Source organism: Pseudomonas crudilactis (assembly GCF_013433315.1).
Classification (GTDB): Bacteria; Pseudomonadota; Gammaproteobacteria; order Pseudomonadales; family Pseudomonadaceae; genus Aquipseudomonas; species Aquipseudomonas crudilactis.
Map to the genome: position 1 here is coordinate 24,566 of NZ_WXVV01000009.1, position 23,050 is coordinate 47,615.

26 protein-coding genes are annotated in these 23,050 nt (G+C 61.5%); 23 read left to right on the plus strand and 3 right to left on the minus strand.

The annotated features are described in order from the left end of the window. The first annotated feature begins 56 nt into the window (after positions 1 to 56). Positions 57 to 491 (plus strand): thioredoxin TrxC, encoded by a 435-nt coding sequence (trxC, locus tag GTU76_RS11595; RefSeq protein ID WP_102899493.1) that lies wholly within the window; start codon positions 57 to 59, stop codon positions 489 to 491. Between the two features lie 130 nt (positions 492 to 621). Here trxC and GTU76_RS11600 read toward each other — a convergent pair whose 3' ends face one another. Next, positions 622 to 1,392 (minus strand): ParA family protein, encoded by a 771-nt coding sequence (locus GTU76_RS11600; protein ID WP_016772022.1) that lies wholly within the window; start codon positions 1,390 to 1,392, stop codon positions 622 to 624. A gap of 357 nt (positions 1,393 to 1,749) precedes the next feature. Between GTU76_RS11600 and GTU76_RS11605 the strand changes: the two genes are divergently transcribed. From GTU76_RS11605 to GTU76_RS11705, 21 genes are read left to right on the plus strand one after another with little or no spacing between them, the layout of a single operon-like run. Beyond that, positions 1,750 to 2,475, plus strand: coding sequence for a beta-ketoacyl synthase chain length factor (locus GTU76_RS11605; protein WP_016983884.1), 726 nt, complete (start codon positions 1,750 to 1,752; stop codon positions 2,473 to 2,475). Then, the gene (locus GTU76_RS11610; RefSeq protein ID WP_016983883.1) at positions 2,451 to 3,260 is read left to right on the plus strand and encodes a lysophospholipid acyltransferase family protein; all 810 of its coding nucleotides are present in this window, start codon (positions 2,451 to 2,453) and stop codon (positions 3,258 to 3,260) included. Before GTU76_RS11605 ends, GTU76_RS11610 begins: the two co-directional genes overlap by 25 nt. Beyond that, entirely contained in the window at positions 3,241 to 3,501 is a 261-nt protein-coding gene (locus GTU76_RS11615) for a phosphopantetheine-binding protein (RefSeq protein ID WP_016983882.1), read from the plus strand. The genes GTU76_RS11610 and GTU76_RS11615 overlap by 20 nt, the downstream gene beginning before the upstream one ends. Positions 3,502 to 3,510: 9 nt before the next feature. Beyond that, positions 3,511 to 3,765 (plus strand): acyl carrier protein, encoded by a 255-nt coding sequence (locus tag GTU76_RS11620; RefSeq protein ID WP_007909503.1) that lies wholly within the window; start codon positions 3,511 to 3,513, stop codon positions 3,763 to 3,765. After that, positions 3,762 to 4,307 (plus strand): COG4648 family protein, encoded by a 546-nt coding sequence (locus GTU76_RS11625; RefSeq protein ID WP_016983881.1) that lies wholly within the window; start codon positions 3,762 to 3,764, stop codon positions 4,305 to 4,307. The genes GTU76_RS11620 and GTU76_RS11625 overlap by 4 nt, the downstream gene beginning before the upstream one ends. Beyond that, positions 4,304 to 5,983: an acyl-CoA synthetase family protein gene (locus GTU76_RS11630; RefSeq protein ID WP_180698670.1), complete on the plus strand. Its 1,680-nt coding sequence runs from the start codon at positions 4,304 to 4,306 to the stop codon at positions 5,981 to 5,983. The genes GTU76_RS11625 and GTU76_RS11630 overlap by 4 nt, the downstream gene beginning before the upstream one ends. A gap of 59 nt (positions 5,984 to 6,042) precedes the next feature. Further along, complete coding sequence (locus tag GTU76_RS11635) at positions 6,043 to 6,777, plus strand: glycosyltransferase family 2 protein (RefSeq protein WP_016983879.1); 735 nt, start codon at positions 6,043 to 6,045, stop codon at positions 6,775 to 6,777. Further along, positions 6,774 to 7,721 (plus strand): lysophospholipid acyltransferase family protein, encoded by a 948-nt coding sequence (locus GTU76_RS11640; RefSeq protein ID WP_016983878.1) that lies wholly within the window; start codon positions 6,774 to 6,776, stop codon positions 7,719 to 7,721. The genes GTU76_RS11635 and GTU76_RS11640 overlap by 4 nt, the downstream gene beginning before the upstream one ends. Continuing rightward, complete coding sequence (locus tag GTU76_RS11645; RefSeq protein WP_180698671.1) at positions 7,702 to 9,246, plus strand: HAL/PAL/TAL family ammonia-lyase; 1,545 nt, start codon at positions 7,702 to 7,704, stop codon at positions 9,244 to 9,246. The genes GTU76_RS11640 and GTU76_RS11645 overlap by 20 nt, the downstream gene beginning before the upstream one ends. Then, positions 9,239 to 9,664: an acyl-CoA thioesterase gene (locus tag GTU76_RS11650; protein ID WP_016983876.1), complete on the plus strand. Its 426-nt coding sequence runs from the start codon at positions 9,239 to 9,241 to the stop codon at positions 9,662 to 9,664. Before GTU76_RS11645 ends, GTU76_RS11650 begins: the two co-directional genes overlap by 8 nt. Continuing rightward, on the plus strand, positions 9,661 to 10,263 hold the full coding sequence (locus GTU76_RS11655) for an outer membrane lipoprotein carrier protein LolA (protein ID WP_016983875.1): 603 nt from the start codon (positions 9,661 to 9,663) through the stop codon (positions 10,261 to 10,263). Before GTU76_RS11650 ends, GTU76_RS11655 begins: the two co-directional genes overlap by 4 nt. Continuing rightward, positions 10,247 to 12,586: an MMPL family transporter gene (locus GTU76_RS11660; protein ID WP_180698672.1), complete on the plus strand. Its 2,340-nt coding sequence runs from the start codon at positions 10,247 to 10,249 to the stop codon at positions 12,584 to 12,586. The genes GTU76_RS11655 and GTU76_RS11660 overlap by 17 nt, the downstream gene beginning before the upstream one ends. Further along, on the plus strand, positions 12,583 to 13,746 hold the full coding sequence (locus GTU76_RS11665; RefSeq protein WP_180698673.1) for a sodium:proton antiporter: 1,164 nt from the start codon (positions 12,583 to 12,585) through the stop codon (positions 13,744 to 13,746). Before GTU76_RS11660 ends, GTU76_RS11665 begins: the two co-directional genes overlap by 4 nt. Beyond that, entirely contained in the window at positions 13,733 to 14,980 is a 1,248-nt protein-coding gene (locus GTU76_RS11670; RefSeq protein WP_180698674.1) for a tryptophan 7-halogenase, read from the plus strand. The genes GTU76_RS11665 and GTU76_RS11670 overlap by 14 nt, the downstream gene beginning before the upstream one ends. Beyond that, positions 14,977 to 15,702: a class I SAM-dependent methyltransferase gene (locus tag GTU76_RS11675; protein WP_175552967.1), complete on the plus strand. Its 726-nt coding sequence runs from the start codon at positions 14,977 to 14,979 to the stop codon at positions 15,700 to 15,702. Before GTU76_RS11670 ends, GTU76_RS11675 begins: the two co-directional genes overlap by 4 nt. After that, a complete protein-coding gene (locus GTU76_RS11680) occupies positions 15,702 to 16,298 on the plus strand; it encodes a hypothetical protein (protein ID WP_175552966.1) in 597 nt (198 codons plus the stop codon). The genes GTU76_RS11675 and GTU76_RS11680 overlap by 1 nt, the downstream gene beginning before the upstream one ends. Continuing rightward, a complete protein-coding gene (locus tag GTU76_RS11685) occupies positions 16,295 to 17,491 on the plus strand; it encodes a beta-ketoacyl-[acyl-carrier-protein] synthase family protein (protein ID WP_180698675.1) in 1,197 nt (398 codons plus the stop codon). Before GTU76_RS11680 ends, GTU76_RS11685 begins: the two co-directional genes overlap by 4 nt. After that, positions 17,488 to 17,952: a hotdog family protein gene (locus tag GTU76_RS11690; RefSeq protein ID WP_180698676.1), complete on the plus strand. Its 465-nt coding sequence runs from the start codon at positions 17,488 to 17,490 to the stop codon at positions 17,950 to 17,952. The genes GTU76_RS11685 and GTU76_RS11690 overlap by 4 nt, the downstream gene beginning before the upstream one ends. Beyond that, the gene (gene fabG / locus GTU76_RS11695; RefSeq protein WP_122609478.1) at positions 17,945 to 18,673 is read left to right on the plus strand and encodes a 3-oxoacyl-ACP reductase FabG; all 729 of its coding nucleotides are present in this window, start codon (positions 17,945 to 17,947) and stop codon (positions 18,671 to 18,673) included. Before GTU76_RS11690 ends, fabG begins: the two co-directional genes overlap by 8 nt. Beyond that, positions 18,673 to 19,899 (plus strand): beta-ketoacyl-ACP synthase, encoded by a 1,227-nt coding sequence (locus GTU76_RS11700; RefSeq protein WP_180698677.1) that lies wholly within the window; start codon positions 18,673 to 18,675, stop codon positions 19,897 to 19,899. The genes fabG and GTU76_RS11700 overlap by 1 nt, the downstream gene beginning before the upstream one ends. 25 nt (positions 19,900 to 19,924) lie before the next feature. Then, on the plus strand, positions 19,925 to 20,728 hold the full coding sequence (locus GTU76_RS11705) for a hypothetical protein (protein WP_026000507.1): 804 nt from the start codon (positions 19,925 to 19,927) through the stop codon (positions 20,726 to 20,728). 213 nt (positions 20,729 to 20,941) lie between these two features. On the opposite strand, the gene GTU76_RS11710 is transcribed toward GTU76_RS11705, so the two are convergent. Next, a complete protein-coding gene (locus GTU76_RS11710; protein ID WP_016983865.1) occupies positions 20,942 to 21,325 on the minus strand; it encodes a type II toxin-antitoxin system PemK/MazF family toxin in 384 nt (127 codons plus the stop codon). Positions 21,326 to 21,541: 216 nt separating this feature from the next. Between GTU76_RS11710 and GTU76_RS11715 the strand changes: the two genes are divergently transcribed. Continuing rightward, positions 21,542 to 21,979, plus strand: coding sequence for an excinuclease (locus GTU76_RS11715; RefSeq protein WP_175552963.1), 438 nt, complete (start codon positions 21,542 to 21,544; stop codon positions 21,977 to 21,979). 86 nt (positions 21,980 to 22,065) lie between these two features. On the opposite strand, the gene GTU76_RS11720 is transcribed toward GTU76_RS11715, so the two are convergent. Continuing rightward, a complete protein-coding gene (locus GTU76_RS11720; protein WP_034152950.1) occupies positions 22,066 to 22,962 on the minus strand; it encodes a LysR family transcriptional regulator in 897 nt (298 codons plus the stop codon). Between the last annotated feature and the right edge of the window lie 88 nt (positions 22,963 to 23,050).

Here is a 23,050-nt window from a genome sequence, read left to right on the forward strand (position 1 = left end):
CAGTTCGTACGGCTCCAGATAAGTCGTACGAAACGCTGAACGCCAACGAGCCGAATATGACCAACCCACTCCTCATCCCCTGCCCCTCCTGCAACGGCCTCAACCGCATCCCCGCCGAGCGCCTTGCGGATCAGCCCAAGTGCGGCCGCTGCAAATCCGCCGTATTGCTGAGCAAACCCTTCGAACTCAAGCAAGGCGATTACGCCAGCCAGATCAAGGGCGATCTGCCGCTATTGGTGGATGTCTGGGCGGAGTGGTGCGGGCCGTGCAAGTCGTTTGCGCCGGTGTTCGAGCAGGCGGCGGCGCAGCTGGCCGGCAAGTGCCGCTTGGCCAAGCTCGATAGCGAGGCCAATCAGCAGTTGTCGGCGCAGTTGGGGATTCGCTCGATTCCGAGTCTGATTCTGTTCAAGAACGGAAAGGAAGTGGCGCGGCAGAGTGGCGCGTTTCCGTTGCCGCAGTTGATGGCGTGGCTGCGTAGCCAGGGTATCTGACCCACCCAGAACCCAGTGTGGGAGCGAGCTTGCTCGCGAAAGCGGTGGATCAGTTAACGAAGATGTCGACTGAACTGACGCATTCGCGAGCAAGCTCGCTCCCACAGGGGTTCATGGATAGCTCAAGAGATCAGTGATCTTCGAGCAGATTATGCAGTTCGACGAACTGCTGGGTCAGCTTGTGCCGCGGGTCGAGGTGGATCAGCGGCATGCTGGCCTGGTGCGATTCGCGCATGCGCACTGAACTGCTCAGGTACACCGGCAGTACCGGCAAGCCTTCGGCAATCAACTCATCGAGAATCTGCTGCGGCAGGCTCGCCCGGGCCTGGAACTGATTGACCACGATGCCTTCGACTTCCAGGCCTTCGTTATGGTCATCCTTTAATTCTTCGATTTCCGCGATCAGTCCGTACAGGGCCTGACGGGAGAAGCTGTCGCAGTCGAAGGGAATCAGCACCCGATCAGCGGCAATCAGCGCCGATACTGCATAGAAATTCAAGGCTGGCGGGGTATCGAGGTAGATCCGGTCGTAATCCTCGGACAACTCATCGAGTAACTTCCGTAGCTTGTTGATCTTGTGCTTGGCCTCGAGCTTGGGCTGCAAGTCGGCAAGCTCGGCGGTGGCGGTGATGATGTGCAGGTTGTCGAACGGGGTTTCGTAGATGTCCGCCTGATTCTTCTTGGAGAACGGCCCCGAGGACAGGGTCTGCTTGAAGAAGTCGGCAATGCCCATCGGGATGTCGTCACCGGTCAGCCCGGTCAGATACTGAGTGGAGTTGGCCTGAGCATCGAGGTCCACCAACAACGTGCGATAACCCTCGCTGGCGCTGACCGCCGCCAGATTGCAGGCAATGCTCGACTTGCCTACGCCACCTTTCTGATTGAACACCACGCGCCGCATGACCAAAACCTCCGTGTATCAAAGAATGACCGAGTGTAGATGCGCGCAGCCTCGCTTTGCCACCTTCAAGGACATGGACTACAGAGTCAGGTGCAAATATCCGCGGACAGATAGCGCAATAACGGCCATTGATCGCTGAGATTGCCGACAGACAAGCCGCTGACAATCTGGATAATGGCCAAGTGACAGTTTTTCCGCGAACCACTCGGTACATTTCGTTGCGCAAAAGGTAACCAGCATTTGCTACACACTCGTCGCACCGGGATAATGCGCGCCACCCGGCGCCAAGCGCCACGTCACGCCTGCTGCGGCTCTGGCCACTCAACGCGTCAACAAAAGCCCGCAGGGGCGGGATGAATGTCCGTGATCAACTTCAACATCGCCCAGTGGCGCGCGTGGGCTCCCGGGCTCGACAGCGTGGACGCCTGGCAGGCCTGGAGCCGACAACCGGTCGTGCTCCAGAGCAGTGATGCCGCGCCCGATGTGTCGTTTTTGCCGGCCATGCAGCGCCGCCGTCTAAGTCGACTGGCACGTATGGCATTCAGTGTTGGCTGGCCCCTGGCCGACGGAAGGGACAATCTGCCGCTGGTGTTTGTCTCGCGCCACGGTGAAACCCCGCGTACCTACGAGATCCTCACCGATCTGGCCAACGAACAGCCCCTGTCGCCGACGCAGTTCAGTTTGTCAGTGCACAACGCGATTATCGGCCTGTGGTCGATCATGCGCGGCGAGACCAGCGAAATGACTGCCCTCGCCGCTGCCGGCGACGGCCTCGAACACGGCATGCTCGAAGCCGCAGCCCTGCTCAATGAGGGCGCCCCGGCGGTGCTCCTGGTGATCACCGAAGAACAACCGCCCGAAGCCTATTCAGCGTGGATCGACGACGTGCCGTTTCCCTACGCACTCGGCCTTTTGCTCACCCCTGGTACCGACTGGCGGCTGACCCTGAACAGCACCACAGAAACACGGTCAAAAGCGCACTGGCCGCACGCGCTCAACTTGCTTCGTGCCCTGCTCGGCCAGCAACCCCATTGCCAACATGCCTGGAAAAATCGTGTATGGACCTGGCAACGCAACCCGTGACCGAGAAAAACCGCGACGCCTATTACTGGCGCTTGCTGGCCACCGCTGCAAGCTTCGCCCTGTTCGGGCTGGGTGGACTGTGCCTGCGCGTACTGGTGTTTCCGCTACTCGGATGCCTGCCGGGTGATGCGCTGAAACATCGGCAGCGCGCGCGGCAGACCGTCAGTCGGCTGTTCTGGTTTTTCGTGCGTTTCATGGCCCGTACCGGCGTGCTGACGTATGACATTCAAGGGGCCGAACGTCTTGGCCGCTCCGGGCAGATGATCATCGCCAACCACCCGTCGTTGATCGACGTAGTGTTCCTGATCGGGCTGGTGCGCCAAGCCAATTGCGTTGTGAAGAAAACCCTGTGGGAAAACCCCTTCACCCGTGGCCCGCTGCGCAGCACCGAATACATCAGCAACGACGGCAGCATGGACATGCTCGATGCCGCTGCCCAGTCCCTGCAAAACGGCCAGACCCTGATCATTTTCCCGGAAGGTACGCGCACCCAGCCTGGTCAGGCGCCGGCCTTTCATCGGGGCGCCGCAGCGATTGCCCTGCGCGGTGCGAAAATCCTCACGCCGGTGATCATCAAGGTCAGCCCGACCACGCTGACGAAGGCCGAGCCCTGGTATCGAATCCCCAATCGCCGCGTGCACTTCAGTTTTCGCGTCGGCGCCGATATAGACCCACAGACTTTCGCTGCGCAGGGGCCAGCCCCGCAAGCCTCGCGCAAGCTCAACGACTATTTGCACACCTACTTTATTAAGGAGCTCGCCGAAGATGAGCGATCTGAATCGTGATATCAAACTGCTGATCATCGATGCCCTCGGCCTCGAAGACATCAGTGTCGACGACATCGGCGACGAGCAGACGCTGTTCGGCGAAGGCCTGGGTCTGGATTCCGTCGACGCGCTGGAACTGGGTCTGGCGATCCAGAAAAAATACGGCATCAAGATCGACGCCGACGCCAAAGACACCCGTAACCATTTCACCAACGTGGCGAGCCTTGCGGCGTTCGTCACGGCAAAACAGGCAGCTTGAGACCGGACCATGCAAACTCGTGACGATATTTTCAACACCCTGCGCGATGCCTTGGTCGAACTGTTCGAACTGGATCCGGCCCGTGTCAGCCTGGAATCCAATCTGTATCAGGATCTGGAAATCGACAGCATCGACGCCGTCGATCTGATCGATCACATCAAACGCCAGACCGGCAAGAAAATCGCCGCCGAAGAGTTCAAATCGGTGCGCACTGTCGGCGACGTGGTCGAGGCGGTCTACCGTCTGGTTCAACCGGCCGCATGAGCCGGCTGATCGGCCTCGGTCTGCTGCTGGCCGGTCTGCTGTACCCCTTTGCGGTGTATTTCGGCATGGAGCATTTTGCCCCGTGGCAGTTCGGTCTGCTGCTGGGCAGCCTGTGGCTGGCGCGAGCGCTGACCGGTGAACGTAAACCCGGCAGCCTGTGGATGGCTGGCGTGGCCATTGTGTTCTGCTTGCTGCTGGCGCTGTTCGACAGTCCGTTGTTGCTGCGCTGGTACCCGGTGCTGATCAGCGGCTTCATGCTGGTGCTGTTCAGCCTGAGCCTGAAATTCGGGCCGCCGATGGTCGAGCGCCTCGCGCGGTTGCGTGAGCCAGAACTGCCGGCCATTGCGATTCGCTATACGCGCAAGGTCACCGTCGCCTGGAGCGTGTTTTTCTTCTGCAACGGTTTGTGCGCCGCCCTGCTGACCCTGTGGGCGCCGCTGAATTGGTGGATGTTGTACACCGGCCTGATCTCCTACGGATTGATCGGCCTGATGTTTGCCATTGAATGGCTGATACGACAACGGGTAAGAGGCCGTACATGAACTGGATAAAACTTGAGCAGCTGTTGCTCAAGGCTGCGCCGGCGCGGGCCATCAGCCACGCACCGGTACTCGATCACGCGCAACTGTGCGAACAGGCGTTGAGCGTTGCCGCCGGTCTGCAAGCGCAGGGCGTGAAGCGCCTGGCTGTGCATCTGGAAGATGCCGCCGAACTGGCCATCGCTTTGCTGGGCGCATGGCGCGCTGGCGTCAGTGTTCTGCTGCCTGCGGATCTGCAGCCACAAACCCGCCAGCGCTGGTCCGCTGAGGTCGATCTGTGGCTGACGGATCAAGCCGATGACGCGCAACTGAACGACTTTCAGCAACCGCCGCTGCCCGGCGCCGAACTGGATCTCGACCAGTGCCGTCTAAGCCTGTGCACGTCCGGCTCCAGCGGCGAGCCCAAGCGCATCGACAAATCCCTGTGCCAACTGGCCAACGAAGTCGAAGCGCTGGAGCAACTGTGGGGCGCGGACCTTGGCGAAGCCTGCATCATCGGCAGCGTTGCCACCCAGCATATCTACGGCTTGCTCTTTCGCGTGCTGTGGCCGCTGTGCGCCGGGCGCCCGTTTGTGCGCAAGCAGCTGGCGTTTCCCGAGGACTTGCAGCGTGCCAGCCGCGAGTATCCGGCCTTCGCCTGGGTTGCCAGCCCGGCGTTGCTCAAGCGTATGGGCGACAACCTCGACTGGCCGGCCCTCAGCGCCGTGCGCCGAGTATTTTCCTCCGGTGGCGCGTTGCCGCTTGAAGCCGCACAGTGCCTGCAACAACGCTTGCAGCAATGGCCAACGGAAATCCTCGGCAGCTCGGAAACCGGCGGTATCGCCTGGCGTCAGGGCGAACATCTGTGGCAACCGTTCGCCGGTGTCGAACTGAGCCAGGACAGCGACGGCGCGCTGTTGATCGCTTCGCCTTATCTGCCTACCGGACATGTCGAACACACCGCCGACGCGGCGCGCATTACTGCTGATGGTCGTTTCGAGTTGTTGGGACGGCTGGATCGCATCGTCAAACTTGAAGAAAAACGTATTTCTCTGCCGATGCTCGAACAAGCCTTGGTCGCCCACGCTTGGGTCGCAGAAGCGCGCTTGGGCGTGGTCCAGGAAAATCGCGCCTCTCTCGGAGCTCTGCTGGTGCTCAGCGAGTCAGGTCTGTTTGCCTTGCGTGAACATGGCCGCCGCAGTCTGACCGAAACCCTGCGCCAGCATTTGCGCCAACACTGCGAAGCCCTGGCGCTGCCCCGACGCTGGCGACTGGTGCGGCAATTGCCGTTGAATAGCCAAGGCAAGCTGCCGCAGGCCGATGTCGAAGCCTTGCTGATTGCCCCGCGCCCGAAAGCGCCGCAAGTGCTATCGCAGCTCGAGACCGAGGGCGAATGGAGTCTGCAACTGAGCGTGCCACCGGATCTGGCTTATTTCAGTGGTCACTTCCCTAAGGCCCCGGTATTGCCCGGCGTGGTGCAGGTGGAATGGGCACTGAACCTGGGTCGCCAATTGCTCAATCTGACCGGCCCGTTTGCCGGGATGGAAGTGCTGAAGTTCCAGCAACTGGTGCGCCCGGGGGATGAAATTCAGCTGCATCTGCGCTTTGATGCGGAGCGCAGCAAGTTGTATTTCGCTTATCGCAATGACACGGCGACCTGTTCCAGTGGGCGGATTCTTTTGGGTGTAGAGCATGATTGACCTTGGTGAGTGCTGCGCACTCAATCGCGAGCAGGCTCGCTCCCACAGAGATCAGCGGTATGCATAATCCTTGTGCAGTGATCCCGGTTTATAACCACGAAACTGCCATCGGTACTGTGGTCGATGCTCTGCTCGCGCAAAATCTGCCGTGCATTCTGGTGGATGACGCCAGCACCCAGTCCTGCGCCAAGGTGCTCGACAGTTTGGCGGAACGCGACAACGTGCACCTGGTGCGCCTCACCGCCAATCAGGGCAAGGGCGGTGCGGTGATGACCGGTTTGCGCGAAGCCTCGCTGTTGGGTTTCAGCCATGCGCTGCAGGTCGATGCCGACGGTCAGCACGATTTGCACGATGTCGCCCGTTTCGTCGATGAGTCCCGCGCCCATCCCGAGGCGATGATCTGCGGTTATCCGCTGTTCGACGAGAGCGTGCCGAAAGGCCGTTTGTACGCGCGCTACCTGACCCACGTGATGGTCTGGGTCAACACGCTGTCGCTGCAGATCCGCGATTCGATGTGCGGGTTTCGCGTCTATCCACTGGCCCCGACGCTGGCGGTGATCGACTCGGCGAAAGTCGGCAAACGCATGGATTTCGACTCGGACATTCTTGTGCGCCTGTCGTGGCGCAATCAGCCGATGCGCTGGCTGCAAACCAGCGTGCACTACCCGCTGGACGGCGTGTCGCACTTTCGTCTGTTACACGACAACGCACTGATTTCCAGCATGCACACGCGGCTGTTTCTTGGCATGTTGCTGCGCTTCCCGGTGATCCTCTGGCGGCGGTGGCGCGCATGACTGGCGAGGCCGACAAGAAGCATTGGGCTGACCGTGAAGAGCGCGGCAGCTTCCTGCTGATGAAGTTCACCGCATTCGCCGCCAAGGTTCTGGGCCGGCGCCTGCTCAGTCCATTGCTGTACGGCATCGTCCTGTACTTTTTCCTGTTTGGCCGCACCGCACGGCGCAGTGCCTGGCAATACCAGCAACGCCTGGCCGCATGGAGCCAACGCGACGCGTTGCGCCCGACGCATTGGCGGGTGTTCGGCCAGTTCATGGCGTTCGCCGATTCGATGCTCGACAAACTCGACGTGTGGAACGGCAAACTCCGTATCGAACAAATCGAAATCATCGACCCGGCGCTGCTGCGCAACCAGTTGCGCGGCAGTCGCGGGCAACTGCTGGTCGGCGCGCACCTGGGCAATCTGGAAGTCTGCCGTGCGCTGGCGGAGATCGGTGAAAAGGTCACCATGAACGTGCTGGTGCACACCAAGCACGCCGAGCAATTCAACCGCTTGCTCGGTGAAGCCGGGGCGACCAATCTGCGCCTGATTCAGGTCAGCGAACTCGACCCGGTGATCATGCTGCAACTGCACGAACGCCTGGAGCGCGGCGAGTGGCTGGCGATTGCCGGCGACCGCGTGCCGCTGCACGGCGGGCGAAGCGTCACCGTCGATTTTCTCGGCCATCCGGCGCCATTCCCGCAAGGGCCGTGGCTGCTCGCCGGTCTGCTGAAATGCCCGGTCAATCTGCTGATGTGCCTCAAGCAACCGGACGGTCACTATCGCCTGACCCTTGAACCCTTCGCCGACGCCGTGGTGTGGAAGCGCAGCGAGCGCGAGCAGGTCATTCATCAGTGGGCCACCCGCTATGCGCAGCGCCTGAGTCACTATTGCCTCGAAGCGCCGCAACAATGGTTCAACTTTTACCCTTTCTGGAAGACCGATGACGACGCCAACCCATGAGCCGGTAACCTTCGGCGAACGCCCTTTGCGCATCGAAGACGTGCTGGCCCTGGCCAACCGTCAGGCGCCCGTGCAGTTGCAGAGCGACGCCGACTATCGCGAGCGCATCGCCAAGGGCGCACGGTTTCTCGATTCGCTGCTGGACAAGGAAGGCGTGATCTACGGCGTGACTACCGGTTACGGCGACTCCTGCGTGGTTGCGGTGCCGTTGCATCACGTCGAAGCGCTGCCGCGTCACCTCTACACCTTCCACGGCTGCGGACTGGGCAAACTGCTCGATGCCCAAGCCACCCGCGCGGTGCTGGCGGCGCGATTGCAGTCGTTGTGCCACGGCGTGTCCGGGGTGCGCGTGGAATTGCTTGAGCGTCTGCACGCGTTTCTCGAATACGACATCCTGCCGCTGATTCCCGAAGAAGGCTCGGTCGGCGCCAGCGGCGATCTGACGCCGCTGTCCTACGTCGCCGCGACCTTGTCCGGCGAGCGTGAAGTGATGTTCCGTGGCGAACGCCGTCAGTCTGCCGATGTGCATCGCGAACTTGGCTGGACGCCACTGGTGTTGCGCCCGAAAGAAGCGCTGGCGCTGATGAACGGCACCGCCGTGATGACCGGTCTCGCCTGCCTCGCTTTCGCCCGCGCCGACTACCTGCTGCAACTGGCCACCCGCATCACCGCGCTCAACGTGGTGGCGCTGCAAGGCAATCCGGAGCACTTCGACGAACGTCTGTTCGCCGCCAAACCACATCCAGGGCAAATGCAGGTCGCCGCGTGGCTGCGCAAGGATCTGGCGATCGACGCGCCGACCGCGCCGCTGCATCGCCTGCAGGATCGCTACTCGCTGCGCTGCGCACCGCATGTGCTTGGCGTGTTGGCCGACAGCCTGAACTGGCTGCGTTCGTTCATCGAAACCGAACTGAACAGTGCCAACGACAACCCGATCATCGACGCCGAAGCCGAGCGCGTGCTGCACGGCGGACACTTCTACGGCGGCCACATCGCGTTCGCCATGGACAGCCTGAAAAACCTGGTGGCCAACGTCGCCGACCTGTTGGACCGGCAGCTCGCCTTGCTGGTCGACGAACGTTACAACCACGGTCTGCCGAGCAACCTCTCCGGTGCTCCGGCGGATCGCGCCATGATCAACCACGGTTTCAAAGCCGTGCAGATCGGCACCAGCGCCTGGACCGCCGAAGCGCTGAAAAACACCATGCCGGCCAGCGTGTTCTCGCGTTCCACCGAGTGCCATAACCAAGACAAAGTGAGCATGGGCACCATCGCCGCTCGCGATGCGATCCGTGTGCTGGAGCTGACCGAACAGGTCGCCGCCGCCACCCTGCTCGCCGCCAATCAAGGCGTATGGCTGCGCGCGCAGGCCGAAGACGCCCGACCGCTGCCGCCATCGTTAGCGGCGATGCACGCAGAACTGGCCAAGGACTTCCCGCCGGTCATCGAAGACCGCGCCCTGGAAGGCGAATTGCGCCTGTGCCTGCAACGCATCGCCGCACAACACTGGAGGCTGCATGCGTAGCGCCGGAGTGCTTCACGCCGACACTGAAATCCTCGTGCCGTTTTTCGACGTCGACACCATGCACGTGGTCTGGCACGGGCATTACGTCAAATACCTCGAAGTGGCGCGTTGCGCGCTGCTGGACAAGATCGGCCACAACTACACGCACATGGTCGAGTCAGGGTTCGCCTGGCCGATCATCGACCTGCAACTGCGCTATGTGCGCGGCGCGGTGTTCGGTCAGCGCCTGAATGTGCGCGCCAGTCTGGTCGAGTGGGAAAACCGGCTGAAGATCAATTACCTGATCACCGACCTGCACAGCGGCGAGCGCCTGACCCGCGCCAGCTCGGTGCAGGTCGCCGTTGAAGTGAGCAGCCGCGAGATGCAACTGGCTTCGCCGAAAGTCTTTACCGATGCCGTGGAAAGGATGCTGCGATGAATGTTTTGGTTAAAAGCCTGAGCGTATTGGCGCTGCTGACGCTGTCAGCACTGGCCAACGCCTTCGACCTGCAACAGCTCAGCGAACAACTGGCGAAACCGGACGTGATCCACGGCCAGTTCATCCAGGAAAAACACCTGCGCGCCTTGCCGCAGCCGCTGATCAGCAAGGGCAGTTTCGTTCTCGCGAAAAATCACGGCCTGCTCTGGCTGCTGAAAACGCCGCTGCAACAGGACTACCGCATCACCGCCAAGGGCATCGCCCGGCGTGACGGCAATGGCTGGCAGTTGTTGCCGAACAAGAGCGCCGGCGCCGAGCAGAACCGCTTGTTCCTTGCCGTTTTGCAAGGGGACAGCAGTGGCCTGCAACGGGATTTCGAACTGACCCTGAGCGGCGACGCGCAGCAGTGGAAACTCACCCTGACCCCGCGCTCGCTGCTGCTCAAGCAAGTGTTCAAGCAGATCAATATCGACGGTGGCACGCTGGTACAGACCATCGAACTGCTGGAAACCCAGGGCGACAGCACCGTGCTGCGCATGCAGGACAGCACTGCTGGCCAACCGTTGAGCAACGCGGAGCAACATGACTTTGCCGAGTGAACGCAGGCTGCCCTGGCTGTTTCTGATCCTGCTGCTGGCGGTCGTCGCGCTGGCCGGTTGGCAGTGGCGTGACGGTGCGCCGTTGTCGGCGAACCTGATGGAGCTGGTGCCCGGCACCCACCCCGACGCCCTCGAACAGCGCGCCGAGCAGCGCATGCAGGAGCCGCTCAACCGCGAAATGCTGGTGCTGGTCGGTCACCCCGATCGCCAGCAAGCAGTCGCCATGGCGCAGACCCTGGGCGAGCAATGGCAAGCCAGCGGATTGTTCGAAAAGGTGCAGTGGAACCTGCAAGCAGACCTGCCAGCGCTGCGCACGCAATTGCTGCAAGGGCGGCTGGCAATGCTCTCGGCGGATGATCGGCAACTGCTGATCGAACACCCCGACGCGTTCATTCAGCAACGCGTGCAAGCCTTGTTCGACCCGTTCAGCGGTTTCAGCCTGGTGCCGAGTCAGGACGACTGGCTCGGCCTGACCGGGCGCATCCAGAACAGCCAGCCGCAGCACGGTTCGGTGCAACTGGACATCGGCAGCGGCGCGTTGATTGCCGATGCCGACGGCAAGAGCTGGGTGCTGCTGCGGGCGCGCACCACCGGCAACGCCTTCGACATGAACTTGCCGCTGCAAGTCGCCGCACTGCTGCTACACAGCCGCGAGCAGGCCGCGAAATCCGACGTGCAACTGCTGGCTGCCAGCGGTTTGCTGTACGCGGCCAACGGTCAGCAGCAAGCGACTCGTGAAATGACCTGGGTTGGCGGCGGCGCCACTGTCGGCATTCTGTTGCTGCTGTTGCTCGCTTTCCGTCGCTGGCGGGTGTTGCTGGCGTTCGTGCCGGTGCTGGTCGGCATGTTGTTCGGGGCGGTGGCGTGTGTGGCGCTGTTCGGCCATATGCATGTGATGACGCTGGTGCTCGGTTCCAGCCTGATCGGCGTGGCCGTGGATTACCCGCTGCACTATTTGTCGAAGAGCTGGAGCCTGAAGCCGTGGCGCAGCTGGCCGGCGTTGCGTTTGACGCTGTCCGGACTGACCCTGAGTCTGATCACCAGCGCCATCGGTTATCTGGCGCTGGCGTGGACGCCGTTCCCGGCACTGACGCAAATCGCCGTGTTCTCTGCCGCCGGCCTGCTCGGTGCTTATCTGTCGGCGGTGTGCCTGTTGCCGGCGCTGCTGAAAAACGTCGAACTGCGCCCCGCGCAATGGCCGCTGCAGCTGGCCGAGCGCATGGTCAACCTGCGCGAAAAACTCCTCGAACGGGTACGCACGCCAGTGTTGCTGGCGCTGCTGATCGCCTTCTGCGTGGGCGGCCTGGTGCAGCTGCAAAGCAAGAATGACATCCGCCAATGGGTCGGCGCACCGCAACATCTGACCGACGAAGCGCAGGCCATCGCACGCATCACCGGCTATCAGCCCACCAGCCAGTTTTTCCTCGTGCGCGCCGACAATCAGCAGCAACTGCTCGAGCGTCAGGCCGCGCTGAGCGAGCGTCTGCAGCAACTGGTCAACCTCGACAAGCTGCAAGGTTATCTGGCCCTCGATCAATTGGTCAGCCCGCCGAACCAGCAAGAACAGGTGCGCGAGGCGCTGAACAAACTGCCGCAATACTGGCAGCCACTGCTCGAACTCGGCGTGCCGCTCGCGGCGCTGCAAAGCGAACTGCAACAGCTGCAGACCGTGCCCGCCGAAGACATCGACGCGGCATTGGCCGGTCCACTTGGCGAGCCGTATCGCACACTCTGGCTCGGCCCGACCGAAGACGGCGTGGCGGCGATGACCAGCCTGCAAGGTTTGAACAACCCGGCGCTGTTGCGCGTGCAGGCGCTGGATTTACCGGGGGTGATGCTGGTCGATCGTCTTGGCGAATTGAATGAAGTTTTTGCCGCCACGCAAATCAGCGCTGCTGAACTGAAACTCGCTTCCTGCGCATTGATCGTGCTGGTGCTGATGTTGCCGTTCGGTCTCGGCGGGGCGCTGCGTATCGTTGCCCTGCCGTTGCTCGCCGCGCTGTGCAGTCTCGCCAGTCTCGGCTGGCTCGGTCAGCCGCTGACCCTGTTCAGCCTGTTCGGCCTGCTACTGGTCACGGCAATCAGCGTCGATTACGCGATTCTTATGCGTGAACAGGTTGGCGGTGCGGCGGTGAGCCTGCTTGGCACCTTGCTGGCCGCTGTGACGACGTGGTTGTCGTTTGGTTTGCTGGCGGTTTCCAGCACCCCGGCGGTGAGCAACTTCGGCCTGTCGGTGAGCCTCGGTCTGGCGTTCAGCTTCATCCTCGCTCCGTGGGCCGGACGCCACGAGCATGCCGCCACAGTCGCGGAGCCGGCAGCGTGATGGTCGTCGCCTTCTGGCTCATGGCGCTGGCGTTGTTTGCCGTGGCCACCCGCGTCGGCCGCCGCTTTGGCCTGATCCCGATTGTCAGCCAGTTGCTGCTGGCGAGCTTCGGTCTGCCGCTGCTGATGTACTTCTGGATCGAACCGGGCTGGCAGCTCAGCGGTGCCGAACTGATCGCGCCAGACTGGCTGAAAAACCTCTACAGCCTGAGCTTTGCCCTGCTGCTCGGGCACATTCTCAGTGACGTGATCGATCTGAAACTCGATCGGCAGAGCGTGAAAATCGCCGTACCGAGTTTTGCCGTGCCGTTCACCTGTGGCCTTGCCGCCGCGTATTGGCTACTGCCGGCGCAACCGTGGCTCAACTCGCTGGCCATCGGTCTGGTGTTCGCGATTACCGCGATCCCGGTGCTGTACCTCTACCTGCGCCACATCGATTATCCGCCGGCCGCCACGCGCCGATTGGTGCAGACTGCGATCCTCATTGATCTGACCTGCTGGACATTGTTCGGCCTCGCTCAGGGCAGTCTGCATCTGAGCAGCCTGTTGCTGCCGCTGGGCCTCGCGTGTGTACCGCTGTTGCTGCATCTGTTGCGTGTGCGCCGACCGCTGACCTACAGCCTAGGGTTCTTTGCGCTGCTGGTAATGGCCGAGCATTACAAACTCAACGCGCTGATCTTCGGCATCGGCTACCTGCTGTGCATGGCCGTGCTGAAAGTACCGCTGGTGCTACCGTTGCCGGCGCGCTGGATGAACCGTTTGCAGACCTGGTTGGCGATCCCGCTGATCCTCACCTTCGGCATTGTGCAGATCGACGTGCACAGCGCCCTTGCCAGCCTCGGCGCGCTGCAATGGGCGGCACTACTGCTGTTGCCGATTGCCAGTAAACTGCTCGGCAACTGGCTCGGCCTCGGCTGGGCCGGCGCCTCGTTCGAGGGCGCCAGCCGCTGGCGCGAAAGTGTGCTGCTGAACATTCGTGGCCTGAGCGAAATCGTCTTTCTCAATCTGCTCCTGCAACAACAGCTCATCACCCCGGCGCTGTACTTCGCGCTGATGCTGATGGGCCTGATCGCGACGCTGCTGCCGGCCCTGATCGGCCTGCATCGCGCGCCATTGAATCTGCAACATCCTTTGCCCCGGAGTTCACGTGCCAATCGTTGAAATGGAATCCCGTCAGGTCGTGATCATCGGCGCTGGCCCGTCCGGCGCCATCGCCGCTGCGCTGCTCAAGCGCAAGGGCCACGATGTGCTGGTGATCGAGCGCCAGCACTTCCCGCGCTTTTCCATCGGCGAAAGCCTGCTCAGTCATTGCCTGGATTTCGTCGAAGAGGCCGGCATGCTCGACGCCGTCAACGCCGCCGGCTTCCAGCGCAAGACCGGCGCCGCATTCGCCTGGGGCGAGCGTTACAGCGCCTTCGATTTCGCAGACACCTTTACCGGCGGCAAGCCGACCACGTTCCAGGTGCAGCGTGCCGACTTCGACAAACTGCTGGCCGATCAAGCGGCGTTGCAAGGCGCGGAAATCCGCTACGGCGATGCCATCGTCAGCGTCGATTTCGAGCGGACGAAACCGCAGCTGGATGTGCGCCGCGAAGACGGCAGCAAGTACCGCGTCGAAGCGGATTTCGTCCTCGATGCCAGCGGCTACGGTCGCGTGTTATCGCGACTGCTGGACCTGGAAGCACCGTCGAATTTCCCGGTGCGTCAGGCGGTATTCACCCACGTCGAAGATCACATCGACAACCCGGCATTCGACCGCGAAAAAATTCTCGTCACCACTCATCCAGAGCACCGCGATATCTGGTTCTGGACGATCCCGTTCAGCAACGGTCGCTGTTCGGTGGGCGTGGTCGCCGCTGAAGAACATTTCAAGGATCGCGACAGCGATCTGGATGCCTGCCTGCGCGGCTTCATCGCCGAAACCCCGAGCCTTGCCGGCGTGTTGAACAACGCTGTATGGGACACGCCGGCGCGCACCCTCGGCGGCTACGCGGCCAATGTGAAAACCCTGCATGGGCCTGGTTTTGCCTTGCTCGGCAACGCGGCGGAATTTCTTGACCCGGTGTTCTCCTCCGGCGTGACCATCGCCATGCGCTCGGCGAGCATGGCCGCTGCCGCGCTGCACCGTCAGTTGCAGGGTGAAACCGTCGACTGGCAAAGCGAATTCGCCGAACCGCTCAAGCGCGGCGTCGACACCTTTCGCTGCTACGTCGAGGGCTGGTACGCCGGCACCTTTCAGGACGTGATTTTCTATGAAGACAGCCAGGCGGAAATTCGCCGGATGATCTGCTCGATCCTCGCAGGTTACGCCTGGGACGAACGCAACCCGTTCGTCAGCGAAGCGCGCCGTCGCTTGAAGATGATTTCCGAACTCTGTGCAAAGGACGCCACATGAACTACTTGAGCGACAGCTACGTCGAGGAAACCCGTTTCGGTTTCTGGTTCCTGCGCAGCCACACCTGGCAGCACCATGTATTGCGCGTGGCGATCAATGACCTGCACGGACTGTTCAGTGACACTCTGCCGGAAAACCCGGTGCTGCTGGACGCCGGTTGCGGACAGGGCAAGTCGTTCGGCCATCTGCGCCAGACCTTTGCGCCACAGCGCTTGATCGGCGTCGATGCCGACCCGCACAGCCTTGAATTGAGCGGCGCAGAAGCGGCGCGTCTGGGCCTGCACGTGGAACTGATCGGCAGTGATTGCGCGACGCTCAATGTGGCGGACGCCAGTGTTGATCTGCTGTTCTGTCACCAGACTTTTCATCATCTGGTCGAGCAGGAAAAGGCGCTGGCCGAGTTTTATCGGGTGTTGAAGCCGGGCGGCTATCTGCTGTTCGCCGAGTCCACCGAGGCTTACATTGATACGTGGGTGATCCGCTGGCTGTTCCGCCATCCGATGCATGTGCAGAAGAGTGCGGCGCAGTATCTGCAGATGATTCGCGGGCAGGGGTTTGAGTTTGGCGAGCAGAATGTTTCCTACCCGTATCTGTGGTGGAGCCGGTCAAAGGATTTTGGGTTGCTGGAGCGGTTTGGCTTACGCAAACCGAAACCGTTTGGCGAGCGCGAAGAGACGTTGGTCAACGTCGTCGCACGTAAACCGCTGGCAGAGGTTTCCTGATGCTACCTATAACCTGTGGGAGCGAGCTTGCTCGCGAAAGCGGTGTATCAGTCACCAGAACTGTTGAATGTGAGACCGCATTCGCGAGCAAGCTCGCTCCCACAGTGACCTCGGCGCTACGACTGTTGTTGATCGGCGTAATGGTGGTGTTAAGTGCCTGCGCGAGCCAGGCGCCGTTGCCGGCGGGCAATCCGACACTGCCGCTGCCGCTGCAATTGCACATCGAACGCAATCAAGCCGAACAACGTCAGGACTGGCTGCTGGTGATCCAGCGCGAAGGTTCCGGCATCCGCTGGTCGATGATGGATCCGCTGGGCATCCCTCAGGCGCGTCAGCAACTGATCGACGGCCACTGGCAAGCCGATGGTCTGCTGCCACCGAACCCGGAAGCCCGGGAACTGTTCGCCGCACTGCTGTTCGCCCTGACTCCGTCCGGCGAGCTGCTGCGCAATTACCCCGCCGCGCAGCAACAGGGCCAGCAACGCTCCCTGCCGGCGCGCTGGGATATCCGTTATGCACAACCGTTGAGCTTCGAATTGAACCTGCCTCAAGGCCCGCACTATCGCGTTTCTCCGTTGGGTGAACCGACACCATGACCGCTTACCTGAATGCCCTCGGCGTGATCTGCGCGCTGGGTCGCGACAAGTCCGAAGTCGCGCGCAACCTGTTTGCCGGCGATTGCTCGGGCATGTGCCACGAGTCCGGCTGGGTAGCGGAACGTGAAATGCCGGTAGCCGCCGTACAGGGTGAGCTGGCGCCGATTCCTGCACAGCTCGCCGATCAGCGCAGCCGCAACAATCAGCTGTTGCTGGAAGCGGCATTGCAGATTCGCAATGAAATCGACCAGGCGATCCAGACTTACGGCCGCGAGCGCATCGGTGTCGTGCTCGGCACCAGCACTTCCGGCATCGACGAGGCCAGCCGTGGTCTGGCGCACTACATTCGCGAGCAGCAGTTCCCGGCGGAATACGATTATCGGCAACAGGAACTCGGCGCGCCGGCGAATTTTCTCGCCGACTGGCTGCAACTGAGCGGCCCGGCCTATGTGATTTCCACGGCGTGCACCTCCAGCGCCCGCGCCTTGATGAGCGCTCAGCGTCTGCTCGACCTGGGCTTGTGCGACGCGGTGCTGTGCGGCGGCGTCGACAGTTTGTGCAAACTGACCCTCAACGGTTTCTCGTCACTGGAAGCCATGTCCGACGAACGCTGCAATCCGTTTTCGGCCAACCGCAGTGGCATCAACATCGGCGAAGCGGCAGTGCTGTTCGTGATGAGCAAGCGACAAGGCAACGGGCCGGCCATTGCCCTGCTCGGCGCCGGCGCCAGTTCCGACGCGCATCACATTTCCGCCCCTGAACCGACCGGGCGCGGCGCTCTGCAAGCGATGCAAAAAGCCTTGAGCCGCGCACATCTGCAAGCAGCGCAGATCAACTACCTGAACCTGCACGGCACCGCCACCCAGCACAACGACGCCATGGAAAGTCTGGCGGTTGCCACGCTGTTCCCCGATGGGGTGGCTTGCTCGTCGACCAAACCGATGACCGGCCACACCCTTGGCGCAGCCGGTGCTCTGGAAGCGGCGTTCTGCTGGCTGAGCCTGAGCGCCGACAACCCCGATCACGCCTTGCCGCCGCACGTCTGGGACGCTCAGGCCGATCCCGCGCTGCCACCGCTGAAGTGGGTGACCGCGAGCGAGCGTCTGACGTCCATTGCACCCCGCTACCTGATGAGCAACTCGTTTGCCTTCGGCGGCAACAACGTCAGCCTGATTATCGGAGACGTCCCATGACTGATTGGCCGCTCGCCGAACTGCTGCCCCATGCGGGCGACATGATTCTGATCGACAGCATCCTCAGCTTTGACGAGGAGCAGATTTTCACCCGCCTCACGGTCCAGCCTGATGGCCTGTTCAACCTGCCCGACGGCAGCCTGCCCGCTTGGGTCGGCATCGAACTGATGGCGCAGAGCGTCGCCGCATTTGCCGGTTGCCATGCGCGGCAGAAAGGCAATCCAGTGGAGCTGGGCTTTCTGCTCGGTACGCGCAAGTTCGAGTGCAACGTCGAAGCGTTTCCCGCCGGCAGCGAACTGACCATCCATGGTCTGCGCTCGCTGGAAGACGACAACGGCATGGGCGTCTTCGAATGTCATATCCACGGCGCCGGCATCCATGCCAGCGCGCGGCTGAACGTGTTCCGCCCACCCCAGCCATCCCAATATCTGCAACAGACACAGGAGTCGAACGATGACTGAATCCGTACTGGTCACCGGCTCCAGCCGTGGCATCGGCCGCGCCATTGCCTTGCGTCTGGCGCAGGCCGGGCACGATATCGTCCTGCATTGCCGCAGCGGCATGGCCGAAGCACAAGCCGTTCAGGCTGAAGTCGAAGCGCTGGGGCGCAAGGCGCGGATCCTGCAATTCGACGTCGCCGACCGCGAAACCTGCAAAACCATTCTGGAAACCGACGTCGAAATCCATGGCGCCTATTACGGCGTAGTGTTGAACGCCGGCCTGACCCGTGACGGTGCCTTTCCGGCGCTGAGCGACGACGATTGGGACGTGGTGTTGCGCACCAACCTCGACGGCTTCTACAACGTGCTGCACCCGGTGATGATGCCGATGATCCGCCGCCGTGCCGCTGGTCGCATTGTCTGCATCACCTCGGTGTCGGGGCTGATCGGCAACCGTGGCCAGGTCAACTACAGCGCCTCCAAGGCCGGGGTGATCGGTGCGGCAAAGGCGTTGGCGATCGAGCTGGGCAAGCGCAAAATCACCGTTAACTGCGTCGCGCCGGGCCTGATCGACACGGCAATGCTCGACGAAAACGTGCCGGTGGAAGAATTGATGAAAATGATCCCCGCGCAACGCATGGGCACCCCGGAAGAGGTCGCCAGTGCGGTGAATTTCCTGATGTCGGCGGAAGCCTCGTACATCACCCGCCAGGTCCTGGCGGTCAACGGAGGCTTGTGCTGATGAAGCGCGTCGTCGTCACCGGCATGGCCGGCATCACTTCGCTGGGCAGCGACTGGGAGACCATCGCCGGCAACTTTGCGGCCAACCGCAGCGGCATACGGCGGATGGACGAGTGGGATCGTTTCAGCGAACTCAACACGCGCCTGGCCGGGCCGATCGATGACTTTGCAGTGCCTGCGCACTGGACGCGCAAGCAACTGCGCAGCATGGGCCGGGTATCGCGGCTGGCGGTTCGGGCGGCAGAAAACGCCCTGGCTGACGCCGGTTTACTCGGTGACGAGTCGATCAAGGACGGGCGCATGGGCGTCGCTTGCGGTTCGTCCACCGGTAGCACCGACGAGATCAAAGCGTTCGGCAACATGCTGCTCAACTCGGTGGCCGAAGGCCTCAACGCCAACTCCTACGTACGGATGATGCCGCACACCACTGCCGCCAACATCAGCATCTTTTTTGGCCTGACCGGTCGTTTGATCCCGACGTCCAGCGCCTGCACCAGCGGCAGTCAGGGCATCGGTTACGCCTACGAAGCAATCAAGTTCGGCCGCCTGCCGCTGATGCTCGCCGGCGGCGCCGAAGAGCTGTGCCCGACCGAGGCCATGGTCTTCGATGCGCTCTACGCCACCAGCCTGAAAAACGATGCGCCACAGACCAGTCCACGCCCGTACGACAAGGGCCGCGATGGTCTGGTGATCGGTGAAGGTGGCGGCATGCTGGTCCTCGAAGAGCTGGAGCATGCTCTGGCGCGCGGTGCGCACATCCACGCCGAGATCGTCGGTTTCGGCAGCAACGCCGACGGCCAGCACACCACGCGCCCGGAACAAGTGACCATGCGCCGTGCAATGGAACTGGCGCTGGAAGACGCCGGCCTGACGCCGGATGCCATCGGTTATGTAAATGGTCACGGCACGGCTACAGAACAGGGCGACATTGCCGAAACACTGGCAACCAGCAGTTTGTTCGGCGAGCGCATGCCGATCAGTTCGCAGAAGAGTTTCCTCGGCCACACCCTCGGCGCCTGCGGCGCGCTGGAGTCGTGGTTCAGCATCGAGATGATGAATCGCGACCTGTACGCGCACACGTTCAACCTCGACGAGGTCGATCCGCACTGCGGCAAACTCGATTACCTGCGCGGTGAATTCCGCCAGATGCATCACGACTACGTGATGAACAACAATTTCGCTTTTGGTGGCGTCAACACCTCGTTGATTTTCCGCCGCTGGCACTGACCGCAACACCTTTGGAGTGAAGGGAATGACTCAGTTTCACCGCATCGCCGCTCTGTTGGCACTGGCTTTTGTGCTCGGCGGTTGCACCAGCAAACCGGTTTACAACGCCAAGGAAGAGTTCTCGCCGAACCTCGGCTTTACCCAGTCACAAATGAGCCGCGCCATCGTCACTGCGCTCAACGACCGTCAATGGGTCGTGCAATCGGTACGCCCGGGCATGATCAAAGCGGCGATCACCGTGCGCGGTCGTCATCACGCCGAAGTCGACATCCCGTTCACCCCGACCTCGTTCGAAATCGACTACCGCAGCAGCTACGGCCTCGACGCCAAGGACGGCAAGATCCATGGCAACTACAACCGCTGGGTCAACCGCCTGCGCGACAACGTGCTCAAAGAGCTGTCGATCAACCCGGACATCGAAGCCGTCAACGACCTCGGCATCATCAAACAGGGCGCCGACGAGCCGACTTACCTGAGCTTCCGTGAAGGCGTCAAACGCGCCACAGACGCCGGCCTGCTCGACGGCAGCGTGAAGTTCTACCTGGCCGGCGAAACCCTGCCCAAGCAAGTGCGCAAACTCGACACCGTGAGCAGCAGCCGCAAAACCAACGGCTCGAACAAATCCGACGAAGACGCCTGCTTCTGGGCCCTGCAATCGGCGCTCGCGACTCTGCAGAACGCCGCAAAAAAAGCCGACGCCAACGCGGTAATCAACATCGCCAGCGTCGACCAGCGCGACCTGTACAAAGACACCGAGAAATTCCAGTGCCGTGCCGGGCTGGTGGTGTCGAGCGTGGCGTTGCGCGGAGATTTGGCGCACGTGGATTGATGGGATTGTAGAAACGACAAAGGGCGCCATTCGGCGCCCTTTCACAAACAGGTTGGCTTGTCATCGCCGATTACCTGTCTGGCTCTGCGATGGCTGGTCACCCAGGATCCTCAGAGTCTCACAAGCCCCTTGCGGGAACGCTCGCAGTATTGCCCGAATCATCAATCCGGACAACGGCTGGCGTTTAGCCTCACTGCGCCACTTCTGTTGCCATTACAGCCCAAGCGCCCGCCTGACTGCGGCTTTAACGGCGTAGAACTCTTCTGTTTCAAGGTGTGAGATCAGATAGACACGCTTTCCTTCACGATCTCTGCTTTTGATCCGGTCCAGTCGGGAAAGGCTGACAGTGGCCACCATATCGCACTTCGCCCAACAGATCGGGCTGGCGCCTTGAAGATGGCTGGAGAGTTCGTAATGGTGATCAAGTAAGCAATCCGGCGCAGTGGTACTCAGCGGCACGACCGTCACCAACATACTGTTGGTTCTGTGTTTGCGTATCACAACAACGGGTCTGACCTTGACCATCTCAGGTACTTCATAACCTCTGAAGTCGCAGATCAGAACACTACCTTCCTTGGGCTGGTATCGAAGTGGCATCCATGGCACTCACTTAAAGAAATCGATTCTGCGCAAGAAAACAAACACTCGCTAAAACAGTTCGTAACCGCAAATGTGGTGAACACGGCTCCACAAGCAGAACACTCGCCACACAGCATCTACACTCGCTCATGCAGGCCATCAATACGCCTGTCAGAACGGCGGGCCCGGTCGGTCGAGCACTCGCGGTTCTCTTTCACCGTCAAGGAGATGACCATGCAAGTGAAAGCCCTGATCGCCGCCACGCTCTTCAGCCTGCTCCCGAGCGCCAGCCATGCCACCAATCTGATGTACATGCCCTTCGAAACCGTGCTGTCGGATGCGATTCGCGCCGGGCGGCTGGATGGCAGTGTGAAGTTCTATCTGCTCGGCAATGGGCCGCAGGGCACGCAGCAGTTGCTGCGCCGAGGGGTGGTCAGTGATTTGAAGACCAATGGCTTCAACAAGAGTGACCACAACTCCTGCGAGTGGGTGTTGCAGTCGAATCTGATCAAGCTGCAGGCCGATGCCAAGCGGGTCGGGGCGAATGCAGTGGTCAATATCGTCAGTTACTACGACCAGCATGTGCGCAAGGATTTGAATACGTACGAGTGCCGGGCGGGGATATTTGTCACGCGGGTGGCGTTGAAGGGGGATTTGGTGCGGTTGCCCTAACGGCAAGATCAAAAGATCGCAGCCTTCGGCAGCTCCTACAATGGAATTCGCGTTTCCCTGTAGGAGTTGCCGAAGGCTGCGATCTTTTAAGCGGACTCGACCTTGCGCGTAAGCAGGTCGACAAACGCCTTGGCCATCGGCGATTTCTGATCCTTGCGCTGCACCAGCCACACCGCAGACACCGCTTCCGGATCGAGCAACGGTCGATAAACCACGCCGTCGATGCGCATCCGCTGATAAGACGCCGGCAGCACCGAAACCCCCAACCCCGCTGCGACCAGACCGATGATGGTCATCGCTTCCCCCGCCTCTTGGGCGAAGTGCGGGCTGAACCCGGCATCACGGGCCAGACTCAGCAATTGCGCATACAGCCCGCTGCCGTAGCTGCGCGGAAAGAACACAAACGGCTCCAGCGCCAGCGCCGAGAGGAACAGCCCTTCTTCACTGCCCTGTGCCAATGGATGCTTGGAACCGAGCACGGCGACCAGCGGCTCGCGCATCAACTCGACAACACTCAGCGAATCAGGCAACCCCAACGGGCGCATGATGCCCACCTCGATCGACTCATCCACCAGGCCTTCGGCAACTTGCGTGCTACTCATCTCGCGAAGGTTGAGGTGCACCGCCGGAAAACGCTGACGAAAGGAAAAGATCGCCTGGGGAATGGTCGAGTTGAACGGCGCCGAAGAGGTGAAGCCTATCTTCAGCTCACCCAGTTCGCCCAGTTGCGCTCGCCGGGCGACATCCGCCGCTTTATCGACCTGCGCCAGCACCAGCCGCGCCTCCTCCAGAAACAATCGCCCCGCCTCACTCAGCTCGACCCGACGATTGGTGCGCTCGAACAACCGCGCGCCAACCTCTTGCTCCAGCGCCTGAATCTGCTGGCTCAGCGGCGGCTGCGAGATGCCCAGCACTTGTGCGGCGCGGCCGAAGTGCAGTTCTTCGGCGACGGCGATGAAGTAGCGCAGATGACGCAATTCCATGGAAACCCCATTAGGTCGTTAAAGCTATCAAACAGGTCGAACAATATATTGGATAGAAACATTAGCCAGCTATATGATTTTTTCATCG

What these genes read in the sequence shown, in the direction of transcription:
- trxC (WP_102899493.1), top strand. Translation starts at nt 57, where the DNA reads ATGACCAACCCACTCCTCATCCCCTGCCCCTCCTGCAACGGCCTCAAC.
- GTU76_RS11600 (WP_016772022.1), bottom strand. Translation starts at nt 1,392, where the DNA reads ATGCGGCGCGTGGTGTTCAATCAGAAAGGTGGCGTAGGCAAGTCGAGC.
- GTU76_RS11605 (WP_016983884.1), top strand. Translation starts at nt 1,750, where the DNA reads ATGTCCGTGATCAACTTCAACATCGCCCAGTGGCGCGCGTGGGCTCCC.
- GTU76_RS11610 (WP_016983883.1), top strand. Translation starts at nt 2,451, where the DNA reads ATGGACCTGGCAACGCAACCCGTGACCGAGAAAAACCGCGACGCCTAT.
- GTU76_RS11615 (WP_016983882.1), top strand. Translation starts at nt 3,241, where the DNA reads ATGAGCGATCTGAATCGTGATATCAAACTGCTGATCATCGATGCCCTC.
- GTU76_RS11620 (WP_007909503.1), top strand. Translation starts at nt 3,511, where the DNA reads ATGCAAACTCGTGACGATATTTTCAACACCCTGCGCGATGCCTTGGTC.
- GTU76_RS11625 (WP_016983881.1), top strand. Translation starts at nt 3,762, where the DNA reads ATGAGCCGGCTGATCGGCCTCGGTCTGCTGCTGGCCGGTCTGCTGTAC.
- GTU76_RS11630 (WP_180698670.1), top strand. Translation starts at nt 4,304, where the DNA reads ATGAACTGGATAAAACTTGAGCAGCTGTTGCTCAAGGCTGCGCCGGCG.
- GTU76_RS11635 (WP_016983879.1), top strand. Translation starts at nt 6,043, where the DNA reads ATGCATAATCCTTGTGCAGTGATCCCGGTTTATAACCACGAAACTGCC.
- GTU76_RS11640 (WP_016983878.1), top strand. Translation starts at nt 6,774, where the DNA reads ATGACTGGCGAGGCCGACAAGAAGCATTGGGCTGACCGTGAAGAGCGC.
- GTU76_RS11645 (WP_180698671.1), top strand. Translation starts at nt 7,702, where the DNA reads ATGACGACGCCAACCCATGAGCCGGTAACCTTCGGCGAACGCCCTTTG.
- GTU76_RS11650 (WP_016983876.1), top strand. Translation starts at nt 9,239, where the DNA reads ATGCGTAGCGCCGGAGTGCTTCACGCCGACACTGAAATCCTCGTGCCG.
- GTU76_RS11655 (WP_016983875.1), top strand. Translation starts at nt 9,661, where the DNA reads ATGAATGTTTTGGTTAAAAGCCTGAGCGTATTGGCGCTGCTGACGCTG.
- GTU76_RS11660 (WP_180698672.1), top strand. Translation starts at nt 10,247, where the DNA reads ATGACTTTGCCGAGTGAACGCAGGCTGCCCTGGCTGTTTCTGATCCTG.
- GTU76_RS11675 (WP_175552967.1), top strand. Translation starts at nt 14,977, where the DNA reads ATGAACTACTTGAGCGACAGCTACGTCGAGGAAACCCGTTTCGGTTTC.
- GTU76_RS11680 (WP_175552966.1), top strand. Translation starts at nt 15,702, where the DNA reads ATGCTACCTATAACCTGTGGGAGCGAGCTTGCTCGCGAAAGCGGTGTA.
- GTU76_RS11685 (WP_180698675.1), top strand. Translation starts at nt 16,295, where the DNA reads ATGACCGCTTACCTGAATGCCCTCGGCGTGATCTGCGCGCTGGGTCGC.
- GTU76_RS11690 (WP_180698676.1), top strand. Translation starts at nt 17,488, where the DNA reads ATGACTGATTGGCCGCTCGCCGAACTGCTGCCCCATGCGGGCGACATG.
- fabG (WP_122609478.1), top strand. Translation starts at nt 17,945, where the DNA reads ATGACTGAATCCGTACTGGTCACCGGCTCCAGCCGTGGCATCGGCCGC.
- GTU76_RS11700 (WP_180698677.1), top strand. Translation starts at nt 18,673, where the DNA reads ATGAAGCGCGTCGTCGTCACCGGCATGGCCGGCATCACTTCGCTGGGC.
- GTU76_RS11705 (WP_026000507.1), top strand. Translation starts at nt 19,925, where the DNA reads ATGACTCAGTTTCACCGCATCGCCGCTCTGTTGGCACTGGCTTTTGTG.
- GTU76_RS11710 (WP_016983865.1), bottom strand. Translation starts at nt 21,325, where the DNA reads ATGCCACTTCGATACCAGCCCAAGGAAGGTAGTGTTCTGATCTGCGAC.
- GTU76_RS11715 (WP_175552963.1), top strand. Translation starts at nt 21,542, where the DNA reads ATGCAAGTGAAAGCCCTGATCGCCGCCACGCTCTTCAGCCTGCTCCCG.
- GTU76_RS11720 (WP_034152950.1), bottom strand. Translation starts at nt 22,962, where the DNA reads ATGGAATTGCGTCATCTGCGCTACTTCATCGCCGTCGCCGAAGAACTG.